The sequence below is a fragment of the Nocardia sp. NPDC004415 genome, from assembly GCF_053602435.1.
In genome coordinates this window covers 1-10,756 of sequence record NZ_JBSGDP010000102.1, presented here as the reverse complement: position 1 = coordinate 10,756, position 10,756 = coordinate 1, and the positions used below count along the sequence as shown (strand labels likewise).

The 10,756-nt window shown below is 69.7% G+C and carries 10 protein-coding genes; 6 read left to right on the top strand and 4 right to left on the bottom strand.

Going from position 1 to position 10,756, the window contains the following annotated elements; all coding sequences use genetic code 11:
- Window positions 1–339 precede the first annotated feature (339 nt).
- Entirely contained in the window at window positions 340–1,521 is a 1,182-nt protein-coding gene (locus tag ACWEMY_RS28475) for an AAA family ATPase (protein ID WP_452392501.1), read from the bottom strand.
- A 108-nt stretch (window positions 1,522–1,629) separates the two neighbouring features.
- On the opposite strand from ACWEMY_RS28475, the gene ACWEMY_RS28470 reads away from it, so the two are divergent.
- The 3 genes from ACWEMY_RS28470 (at window position 1,630) to ACWEMY_RS28460 (ending at window position 3,186) form a co-directional block, all read left to right on the top strand.
- On the top strand, window positions 1,630–1,932 hold the full coding sequence (locus ACWEMY_RS28470) for a hypothetical protein (protein ID WP_452392500.1): 303 nt from the start codon (window positions 1,630–1,632) through the stop codon (window positions 1,930–1,932).
- 324 nt (window positions 1,933–2,256) lie between these two features.
- Window positions 2,257–2,790, top strand: a complete 534-nt coding sequence (locus ACWEMY_RS28465) for a C40 family peptidase (RefSeq protein WP_452392499.1) — start codon at window positions 2,257–2,259, stop codon at window positions 2,788–2,790.
- Between the two features lie 3 nt (window positions 2,791–2,793).
- Window positions 2,794–3,186 carry an RNA-binding S4 domain-containing protein gene (locus tag ACWEMY_RS28460; RefSeq protein WP_375931826.1) on the top strand — a complete coding sequence of 131 codons (393 nt, stop codon included), beginning with the start codon at window positions 2,794–2,796 and terminating at the stop codon, window positions 3,184–3,186.
- On the opposite strand, the gene ACWEMY_RS28455 is transcribed toward ACWEMY_RS28460, so the two are convergent.
- Window positions 3,183–3,575, bottom strand: a complete 393-nt coding sequence (locus ACWEMY_RS28455) for a hypothetical protein (protein WP_452392498.1) — start codon at window positions 3,573–3,575, stop codon at window positions 3,183–3,185. The genes ACWEMY_RS28460 and ACWEMY_RS28455 overlap by 4 nt on opposite strands.
- Window positions 3,576–3,698: 123 nt before the next feature.
- On the opposite strand from ACWEMY_RS28455, the gene ACWEMY_RS28450 reads away from it, so the two are divergent.
- The gene (locus ACWEMY_RS28450) at window positions 3,699–4,631 is read left to right on the top strand and encodes an MBL fold metallo-hydrolase (protein ID WP_452392497.1); all 933 of its coding nucleotides are present in this window, start codon (window positions 3,699–3,701) and stop codon (window positions 4,629–4,631) included.
- 104 nt (window positions 4,632–4,735) lie between these two features.
- Here the strand turns inward: ACWEMY_RS28450 and ACWEMY_RS28445 are convergent, their stop codons facing one another.
- Window positions 4,736–5,665, bottom strand: coding sequence for an NAD-dependent epimerase/dehydratase family protein (locus ACWEMY_RS28445; protein WP_452392496.1), 930 nt, complete (start codon window positions 5,663–5,665; stop codon window positions 4,736–4,738).
- A gap of 136 nt (window positions 5,666–5,801) precedes the next feature.
- On the opposite strand from ACWEMY_RS28445, the gene ACWEMY_RS28440 reads away from it, so the two are divergent.
- Complete coding sequence (locus ACWEMY_RS28440) at window positions 5,802–8,174, top strand: lysylphosphatidylglycerol synthase transmembrane domain-containing protein (RefSeq protein WP_452392495.1); 2,373 nt, start codon at window positions 5,802–5,804, stop codon at window positions 8,172–8,174.
- Window positions 8,175–8,414: 240 nt separating this feature from the next.
- A complete protein-coding gene (locus ACWEMY_RS28435; RefSeq protein WP_375931811.1) occupies window positions 8,415–9,182 on the top strand; it encodes a FadR/GntR family transcriptional regulator in 768 nt (255 codons plus the stop codon).
- A gap of 11 nt (window positions 9,183–9,193) precedes the next feature.
- On the opposite strand, the gene ACWEMY_RS28430 is transcribed toward ACWEMY_RS28435, so the two are convergent.
- Window positions 9,194–10,618: a threonine/serine ThrE exporter family protein gene (locus tag ACWEMY_RS28430; RefSeq protein ID WP_452392494.1), complete on the bottom strand. Its 1,425-nt coding sequence runs from the start codon at window positions 10,616–10,618 to the stop codon at window positions 9,194–9,196.
- Window positions 10,619–10,756: the final 138 nt, after the last annotated feature.

Genomic DNA, 10,756 nt, shown 5'->3' with positions numbered 1-10,756 from the left:
CGCTCGAAGCGCATGCCGAAGGCAAGTCTCGAGCGCTGACCGGCGACCCGGCCGCGACCCGCCGCTGCGCGGCGGATCCCTCCTCGGGGTCGGGATGTGCGGGCTGGGAGGGCGTGGACGGTCTATTGGTGTTTCGGGGTGGATAGCCAGGGCGTTAGCTGGGCATTCCTGGCGTTATTCAGCTGATGCACAACCGATCCCGGGTGCCCCTCCACCGTTATGCAGGGAAATCTTCGGTCTTCTAGGGTATTTTCTAGAAAGTTTTAGATCCTGCTGTCAGGCCGAGTTCGCAGGGTTGTCTGCGTCATTCTTCGGATTCTGATAGAGAGCCGAAGACTCCTATACGCTCCGCAGATAGCGGCCGAAGTGCGGGACGGTGAAGCCGATCGTGCCGCGTTCGGCGGAGTAGATCAGCCCCTTCTTGATCAGGCCGTCGCGGGCGGGGGAGACCGAGGCGGGCTTGCGGCCGAGTTCGGCGGCCACCGCCGACGTGGCGACCGGGCCGTCGTCACCGGACAGGTCGGCCATCGCGCGCATGTACTCGCGCTCGGCCGGGGTGGCGCGCTCGTAACGCGAACCGAAGAAGCCGACGGCCAGTTCCTCCTCGGCCGCGGGGGAGGCCACCGCCACGTCCTCGGCGGTGATGGGCGATTCGGGGGCCTGGTCCCAGGCGGCCTTGCCGTAGGCCTGCACGAAATAGGGGTAGCCGTCGGCGCGCTGGTAGAGCGAATCCAGGGCGCCCTCGGTGTACTTCACCTCCTCGCGCTCGGCGGGCGCGATCAGCGCGAGGTCGGCGGACTCGCGGTCGAGCCGGTCGATGCGGTGATAGCTGAACAGCCGCTCGGAGTAGCTCTTGGACGCCGAGAGCACCGCGGGCAGATGCGGCAGACCGGCACCGACCACGATCAGCGGCGCGCCGTCCTGGCTCAGCTCGTGGCAGGCGCCGCAGATGGCCGACACGTCGGCCGGGCCGAGGTCCTGCATCTCGTCGATGAAGATGCCGATGCCGACGCCGATCGCCGCGGCCAGCGCGGCGGCCTCCTTGAACAGCTCGATCAGGTCGATCTCGATGTCACCGGAATCGGCGCGGCCGGTCACCGCGGGCACGTCGATACCCGGCTGCCAGCGTTCGCGCATGCCCTTTTCGGCGGTGGCGCGCAGCGCGAAGGCCTTGAGGATGCCGAGGAAGTCGTCGACCTGTTCGGGATTGCGGTGCGACATCGCGATCGCGCGCACCGCCATGTGCAGCGCCGAGGACAGCGGCCTGCGCAGATCCTGATCCGGCCTGGCCTCGATCTTGCCGGTGCCCCAGCCGCGCGAGACCGCCGCCGAGCGAAGCTGGTTGAGCAGCACCGTCTTTCCCACACCACGCAGGCCGGTGAGCATCACGCTGCGCTCGGGCCTGCCCCGGGCGACCCGTTCCAGGACGATGTCGAAGGCGGCCAGTTGCTTGTCGCGCCCGGCCAATTCGGGGGGACGCTGACCGGCGCCGGGAGCATACGGATTGCGCACGGGGTCCATGCCGGACAACCGTAGCGCGTCGGCACACCGGAATCTCGGTAACTCTGGGCCGTGTCCTAGATACTGCTAGCGATGCCGAGACAACCCGCCCGACCGGAACGGAGACCGATGTCCGAGGAGCCGCTGCCCGACGCCGACCCGTCGCTCGCGACCGCCGCCGAGATGGTCGCGCAGGAGTGGCGGCTGCCGCCGGACGCGCACCTGGCCGAGACCGTCAAGCAGGTGGTGCTCGGCATGATCGAGCAGGGTTTCGAGGACCCGCAGATGATCGCCGCCTTCGCCATCGGCCCGGCGGTGATCGCCCTGGGCAGGCTCGAGACCGACCTCGCCGACGCGCGCCGCCGCATCGAGCAGTTGGAGCGGGCGCTGCGCGAACGTGATGGGGTGACGCTCGGCGACACCGATTCGTGACGCGCGGCGACACGCCGGTCGTGCCCCCGGTTTCCTGGGCATTCGCGCGTGCGGGAAAACAAGTTGCGCGCTTCGCTGGACACTGTGCATCACAGGCCGTAATCTTCTCGTGACTTAGTGGAGTCTGTCGCTTCGTCAGAGAAGCGGCGCCATTGAGTCACCGCCGAAAATCGTCGTCGCCCAGCGATTTCGACGCCGGTGGTGGAGCAGCAAGATCGGAGACTCGTCTCGGTGGGTAAACACAGCTTGCAGCGGGATTCTCGACTGCCGAATTCCGTCAAGGGTGCGCTCGTCATGGGTGCGGTGGCCGCCACGACCGGTGCGATGCCAGCGATTTCGCAGGCCGCCACGATCAACATCCCCGGCCTCGGCAGTTTCGATCTGCCGCCGGAGCTCGAGCAGCCGGCCCAGCAGCTGGAGACCCAGCTGCAGTCGATGGTCGCGCCGCAGGGCCAGGCCGCTCCGCAGCTGCCCAGCATCGAGTTCGACAACCCGTTCCAGCAGCAGCAGCAGACCGCGGGCAACATCGCCCTCGACGCCGCGCGCACCAAGCTGGGCGCCCAGTACAACTGGGGTGCCGCGGGCCCGTCGAGCTTCGACTGCTCCGGCCTCGTGCAGTGGGCCTACCGGCAGGCCGGTGTGGAGCTGCCGCGCACCAGCTTCGAGCAGTCGCACGTCGGTGCTCCCGTCTCCTTCGACAACCTGCAGGCCGGTGACATCGTGATCACCAACGGCGGCGGCCACGTCGGCATCTACGCCGGCGACGGCAAGCTGCTCAACGCCGTGCAGTCGGGCACCCCGGTGTCCTACACCCACCTCAGCGCCGACGACGTCGTTACGGCTCGCCGTATCGTCTAAGGGGTGTCCCCCGCAGAACAACGCTCGACCACCCAGGCCCGTGTGGATTCATGGACCTGGGCGGTGCGCTTGTTCAAGACCCGCTCGGCCGCCGCGGAAGCGTGCCGGGCCGGGCATGTGCGCGTCAACGGTGTGACGGTCAAGCCCGCGCAGCAGATCAAGCTCGGTGACGAGATCAGGATCCGGCACGCGGGGATCGAGCGCATCGTCGTCGTCGAGCGCATCATCCACAAGCGGGTCGGCCCGCCGGTCGCGGCGCAGTGCCTGATCGACCGCAGCCCGCCGCCACCGCCCAAGGAAGTCCTCGCCACGCTGCCGCAACGCGATCGCGGCGCGGGCAGGCCGACCAAACGCGAACGCCGCGAAACCGACCGGCTGATGGGCCGTACCGACTAGCGCGGCATGCCCGCGAGCTTGGCGGGAATCTCGATGTTCTCGTCGGCCCAGTACAGCGCGCACACCCGGTGGTAGCCGTCGGCGATCAGCATCGGCACATTCGCCCGGCAGTCGCCACGCACCAGCAGCACCGGCGAGAGCTTCTTGCCCTCGGTGACCTTCAGCAGATCCCGGCGCACGTGCGGATTGTCCGGGGTGAGGGCTTCGAGCTGGGAGGCGCGCAGGATGTCCTTGGCCTTCTTCACCACGATGGGGGCGCTGCGCAGATCGGCCACGATCGCGGCGACCACCGCGTCCTCGGCCAGCAACGCGAGATAGTCGGCGGCGGCCGGATAGTCGTGCTCCTCCGGCGTGGACTTCCACTGCACCTGCACGAGTTGGGTTGCCATCGGACCATCATCGGTCACCGCGCGCCCGATAGCCGGAAAGTCGCCGGGTGTTCCGCCGGGAAACTTCGGTGGTCGCGCCCGGGGTGATCGCCTACGGTGGCAACTATGGCCGACCGCACGAGAATGTTATCCACGCTTCTCGCCTGCTGTGTCGGTGCCACCAGTACGGTCCCGCGGCTGCTGTGGCCGCGCGGGAGAGACGCGCGGTTCCTGGCGGCGATCGAGTGCGCGCCGCTGCCGCCCGCCTACAACACCGTCTCGCTCACCGCGCTCAACCAGGCGCGGCTCTCGGCGCCGACCACGATCGTCGCCGAGGGGGTGCGCAGCCTGGGGACGACGCCGCTGACGATGTCGGCGTTCCTCATCCGTCATCCGGGGGCCACCTTCCTGGTCGACCCGGCCCTGTGCACCGGTGTGCACGAGCGGGTGCTGCCCGAACTGCCGTTCCCGATGCCGCGGGTGGTGGCCCCGCCGCACCCGGTGCACGGGCTCACCGAAGTACTGGCCGAGCACGATCTGACCGGCGTCGACATCGATTTCGTGCTCCCCACCCACCTGCACTGGGACCACGTGTCCGGGCTCTACGAGCTGCCCGGCTGGGTACCCATCCGGGTGCCCGGCGTCGAATACCGCTGGGCGATGGGCGGTCCGCGCGCCCCACTCGGCGTCGCCCGCGGGCCCCTGCTCGGCCGGGTCTTCGACCTCTACGAGCTCGACGGCCCGCCGGTGCTCACCTTCGCGCGCAGCCACGACCTGTTCGGCGACGGCTCGGTGCTCCTGGTCGACCTGGCGGGCCACACCCCCGGCAGCGTCGGTGTGCTGCTCGCCGTCGACGACGGCTCCCGCGTGCTGCTGGCGGGCGACGCGGTCTTCACCACCTTGCAGATCCGCCTGATCCGCGAAATCGCCCCGCTGCTGGGCGAACTCACCGACGCCGACCGCCCCGCGGCCTTCCGCGCCATCCACCGCCTGCACGCCCTGCCCGACGACATCGAGGTCATCCCGGCCCACGACCACGCCGCCGTCCACGCCCGCACGACCCCTCTCCCCACCTGACCCCGCGCTACCGCCCGCCGCACCGTGCCTCCGCCCGGCCGACCGCCGTCCGGCCTCTGCTCCGGCTGGCCGCCGTCCGGCCTTTGCTCCGCTAGCTCGCTCCGCTAGCTCGCGGCCAGACCAGCTGACATATCGGCATACCGAGGCCGCCAGCCCAGTTCCTCGTGGGCGAGTTCGCTCGAGACGCGCATCGACGTGTCCACCATGAGCGCGCCCAGGTAGGGGATGGCCAGGCGGATGGCCCAGGCGGGTAGGCGGATCGGGCGGGGCGTGCCGTGGGCGCGGGCGACCTCGGTGAAGAACCGCTCCCAGGTGATGGGGGAGTCGTCGGCGATGTTGTAGGCGCGGCCCGCGGTGCCGTGTTCCAGGGCGGCGACCGTGGCGGTGGCCGCGTCGTCGACGTGCACCCAGCTGTTCACCCCGCCCGGGCCCCGCGGTCCGACCGGCGCGTGCTTGCGCATCAGTCCGGCGAACAGATCGCTGAATGTGCCGGGTCCGTAGAACAGCCCGTACCGCAACGCGATCCCCTCCACACCCGCCGCGTCGAAAACCTGTTGTTCCCCGTCGACGCAGGCGCGCACCACCTCGTCGGCCACCCCGCCGTCGTACACCCCGAACCGGTCGCGCTCGGTGAGCGGTCGCGGGCCGTGGTCATGGTAGCCGTAGCCGAGGATCAGCGACTGGGTGAGGAAGCGGCGCGCGCCCACCACCTCGGCGGCGGCCAGCAGGTTGGCCGTGCCGACCGTGCGCAGCAGCCCGGTGGGATCGTCGGCCGGAATGCGGCGGGTGGCCTTCACCTTCCGCAGCGCGGTGGCCTCGTGCAGCACGGCGTCGGAGCGCACGCCGTCGAGCGCGCGCAGCAGTCCGTCGCGGTCGAGTGCGTCGGCGGTGACCGGCTCGGCCCCCAGTTCGCGCACCAGCGGATGCGCGCCGGGGGAGCGCACGAGGGCGGTCACCGCGTGACCGTTCGCGGTCAGCGCCCGGATCAGTGGACGGCCGATGGCGCCGGTCGCGCCCGCCAGCAGAACCCGCATGATGATTCCTTTCGGTTGTGCGATATGCCCTTCGGCTACAGGACGCGCCACGACACGCTTTTGTGATGGCTTGTGACCCGCCTCACGTGCGATGTCACGGCGGGTCGACGGCGTGTCGGTGTGTATCGTGCGGCTCATGCGAGTCGACGGTCGGGAGATTCCGGTGACGGGAAGTCTCCTGCAGCCGCTGATCCGGCGTACCAGTGACATCGTCCGGGTCGTGCTGGCCGGGATCGGTGTCGCCGTGGTGATCGCGGGCTCGCTGGTCACCCGGCCGGAGTGGCTGGCCCTGGAGAGTTCGGTGTCCAACATCGTGAACTTCCTGAGCCCGGACCAGGCCACGATGGTGTACCTCGTCTACGGAATGCTCATCCTGGCACTGCCGTTCGCCATCCTCATCGAGCTGATGCTGCGCAGGCAGTGGAAGCTGCTGGCAGGCTACGCCGCCGCCGGACTGCTCGCGGTGCTGGCCCTGTCGATCACCGGCTCCGGCATCTCCACCCCGAAATGGCATCTGCCCGTCCCCGACCGGTTCGACACCTTCCTCTCGCAGTTCCTCGACGACCCACGCTGGATCGCCATGCTCGCGGCCATGCTCACGGTGTCGAGCCCGTGGCTGCCGGTGCGGCCGCGGCGCTGGATGTGGTTCCTGCTGTTGATGTTCGCGCCGATGCACCTGGTGGTGAGCTCGGTGGTGCCCGCGCGGGCCATGCTGGGGCTCGCGGTCGGCTGGCTGGTGGGCGCGGTGATCGTCTGGCTGGTCGGCACGCCCGCGCTGGAGGTGCCGCTGGAGGCGGCGGTGCGGGTGCTCGCGCGGCGCGGTTACACCGTGCGCTCGTTCCACGTCGACCGGCCCGCCGGGCGCGGCCCGCTGCTGCTGGCCACCGAGGTCGACGGGCCCGAGTCCGAGATCGTCGTCGAGATGTACGGCAAGAACCAGCGCAGCTTCGGCGCGATCCGTCAGCTCTGGCGCTGGATCACCTTCCGCTCCAGCGAGACCGCGCCGCTGCACGGGTCCATGCACCGTGCCGTCGAGCATCGCGCGCTGCTCGGCATCGCCATCGGCGAGCTGGGGATGGCCGACTCGCACCAGGTCGCGGTGGCCGGGCTGGAACGCGGCTGGATGCTGTTCGCGCACAGCGTGCCGCGCGGCACACCGTTGCGCAAGCTCTCGGCGCAGGTGCTGCCAGGGGTGTGGCGTTCGCTGCTGCGCCTGCACGAGAACCAGATCAGCATGGGCGATCTGCCGCCCGACTACGTGCGGGTCTGCCAGGGCGACACCCTCTTCGGCGGCTTCGCCTTCGCCGAGTACGGCGCCTCCGACGCGCAACGCCAGTCCGATATCGCCCAGTTGCTGGTCACCACCACCTCGTTGTTCGGCAAGCACGAGGCGGTGTCCTCGGCGATCGAGGTGCTCGGCGAGGCGGCGGTGATCACCGCGGCCCGGCGGCTGACCAAGTCGGCCATGCCCACCGGAATCCGCAAGGCGGTGCCGCAGTGGACCAAGGTGGTGGCGACCGCGCGCGAGGAGGTGCGCGCGCAGACCGGCCACGATCGCATCCAGTCCGAGCAGCTCACCCGCTTCAACCGCAACCAGATCATCCAGCTGGTGCTGCTGGTCGGCCTGGTCTATGTGGCCTACCCGTTCTTCAGCCAGGTGCCCACCTTCTTCAGTCAGCTGCGCACACTGAACTGGTGGTGGGCGCTGTTCGGCCTGGTCATCTCCGGCCTGACCTATCTGGGCGCCGCCGCGGCCCTCGGCGCGTGTGCCGACGGCCTGGTGCGCACCCGCGACCTGATCCTCGAGCAGCTGGCCAACACCTTCGTCGCCACCACCACCCCGGCCGGGGTCGGCGGCCTGGCGCTGAGCGTGCGGTTCCTGCAGCAGGCGGGCATGTCGACGCTGCGGGCCACGGCGGCGGTCGCGCTGCAACAGTCCATGCAGGTGATCACCCATCTGGTGCTGCTGGTGATCTTCTCGGTGGTGGCGGGCACCTCGACCAATCTGGCCCACATCGTGCCCGACGCGACCGTGCTGTATCTGGTGGGCGGGCTCGTCGGTGGGTTGATCGGCGCGTTCATGTTCGTGCCCAAGCTGCGTCGCTGGGTGAACCACTCGGTGCGGCCACAGCTGATGGAGGTGCTCGGCGAGCTGGGTGACCTGGCCAAGGACCCCAAGCGGTTCGCGATCATCGTGGCGGGCTGCGGTGCGATCACCCTGGGTCAGGCGCTGGCGCTGTGGGCCAGTGTCGAAGCCTTCGGTGGCGGCACCGATTTCGTGGCGGTCACCATCGTCACCATGATCGGCGGCACGCTCGCCTCGGCCGCGCCGACGCCCGGTGGTGTCGGTGCCGTGGAGGCGGCGCTGATCGGTGGTCTCGCGGCCTTCGGTGTGCCCGCCGAGATCGCCGTGCCCGCGGTGCTGCTCTACCGGGTGCTCACCTGCTGGATTCCCGTCGCGCTCGGCTGGCCGATCATGCGTTGGATGGGCAACAAGCACATGATCTGAGCCCTGTCTGATCCAGAACCGGCGCCGGTCGTGTCGCATCGCCCCCGCTCGGCCGGGTGGTTGCGCGGGATTCCGGTGGTTGCCGGGGGATCGCTGAACATGCTGTTCGGTTGGTTCCACACGCCGATCGGCCGACCGACGTGAACCTTCCCACAGCACCCGCTGGTACGTGCGAGGTGCGGTTTCAGCGCCTAAACTGTCTGGGACGTAACCGGAGCATGATCGAAAGGTGTTTTCTCGATGGGATCCCGGACGGTGGTCGCCGACGTCGCCGATGAACTGGCGCGTCGTGTCGCCACCGGCGAGTACCGGCCCGGCGAGCTGATGCCGTCGGTGCGTCAGGTCGCCGACGAGTTCGGGATGAACCGGGCCACCGCGCAACTCACCCTCGGCAGGCTCGAGTCCTACGGCTTCGTCGAAGCCCGCCGCGGCAAGGGCTTCACCATTCGCGACGTGCGCGAAGAGGGCGGCATGGATTCCTACCGCCACCTGTTCCGCTTCTCCATCACCGCGCCCGCCGTGGCCGCCGAGATGTTCACCGACATCGTCGCCGTCGAACGTGGCATCGTGCTCGAGGCGCTGCTGGCCTACACCGCCGCCGAGAAGGTGCTCGAGCCGGGCGAGCTCGCCGCCGCCGTCGACGAGCTCGAGGCCATGGCCCGCCACGCCGTGCCCGACTACCCGGCCATCATCGCCACCGAGATCGCGCTCATCCGCAAGGTGCTCGGTGCGCTCGGCATGAGCATGCAACGGGCGGTGCTCAATTCGATCGCCGACATGGTCGTGGAGGTGCCCGAGGCGGTCACCGCCTACTTCGCCGTCGCCGCCGACCTGCACGTGCTCGTCTGGCGCGCGCTGCTGGCGGTGTGGGATGCCGAGTCCGCGCCCAGCGAGGCCCAGCTGGCCCTGTTCGAGGACCTGTTCGCGCTCTACCACGAGAAAGTGGTGGCCCGCTTCGACGAACTCGTCGGCGTGACGGGCGTCGAGGAGACCGCCGCGACGGCCTGAGCCCCGCCCACTCAGCTGTCTGGGTCGCGGTCGTGATGCCACGGCAGGTGCCTGCCCCGCGGCAGCATCGAATCGAGAATGGTGCCCACATGCGGTGCCCGCGTGGCCATCAGCCCGGAGCCCACCATCACCCCGAGCGCGATCGACATCACCGACAGCAGCGCCGACACCAGCACTTCCAGCCCGCCCGGCGCCGTGGCACCGGTGGTGTGCAGCACCAGCTCCGACACCCCGGTCAAGCTGATCCCGCCGGGCACCAGCATCCAGAACGCGGGCAGGAAGGCCACCTGCCGTGGCGGCGCGTTGGTGCGGCCCTGGATCAGGTAGGCGGCGGGCACCGCGATCAGCCCGCCCAGGAACGCGCCGGTCAACGGCCCCGACAGCGTCTTGCCGACGAACTGCGCGGCATAGGTGACATACAGGACCAGCAGCAGCCAGCCCATCGAGTTCTGCGGCGCGCTCGACCGCCACGAATGCCCGAACCCGATCAGCAGCACCCCGAGCAGCGGCGCCCACCAACCCAATTGGGCACTGCTGATCGGTGAGTCCGCCAGCGGCCCGAGCACGCTGATACCCACATAGATGCCGAAGGCGAGCAGGAACAGCATGTTGATGCCGTAGACCACCCGGCTCGCCCCCGCGACCATCGACCCGGTCGCCAGCTCGATCGTCCCGTTGGTCAGCATCGCGCCGGGCAGCAGCGTCGCCACGGCCGGGATCAGCAATTGCTCGGGTTGCCCGCCCGCGAGCGCGCCGGGAAACCCGAAGGCCAGCGCCGCGACCAGTGCCGAGGCGAGCACCGGCAGCGCCATCGAGAGCAGGCGCACCTTGTCGGCGAGCTGGGTGAGCACCCCGACCACCAGCCCCAGCACCACGTACCCCACCAGCGCACGGGCACCCGGATTGAGCATCATCCCCAGGCCGACGGTCAGCACCACCTGCCCGAGCAGGATCAGCCAGGGCGGGCTGCCGGGCTTGGCGGCCAGCAGCTCGTCGAGCTCGCGGGAGGCCGCGGTGGGCGGCGGAGCGTCCTTCTCGATCTTGTCGATGAGCCGGTAGAGGCCGGCGATCTGGTCCAGCGGCAGCGTGCCCACCCGCGCGTCGAGCATGTCGATCGCGGAACCCTCGTCGGTGCGCACCCGCACGAACACCGCCGTCGGCAACACCATGAAGTGGAGATTGTCGGTGCCGTAGCGGCGCGAGAGCTGGTCCAGGATCTCCTGCACCCGCGCCGAGGTCTCACCCGCCCCGACCAGCGCCACCCCCAGGCGGCACACCAGATTCAGCAGGTCGGCGGGAACGGGCGGCTCGGCCGGTGGCTTCGGCGTTGGCGGCGTCGGCAGGGCCGCCGTGTACTGGGCCCGAGCACTCTGAATCGCGTGCCGGACCCGGAACCGCGCAGCCTCCCAGCTGCTGTACCTGTGCTCCGAAGCCATGTAACCGTGAGTCTAGAACCTCCCCAGCCCCGCACATCCCGACCCCGAGGAGGGATCGCCGACGAAGTCGGCGGTTCGCGCCCGTCCCGTCGATCAGGCGCCGTGGCGTACGCGACGAAGGAGCAAGCCACGGTGCCT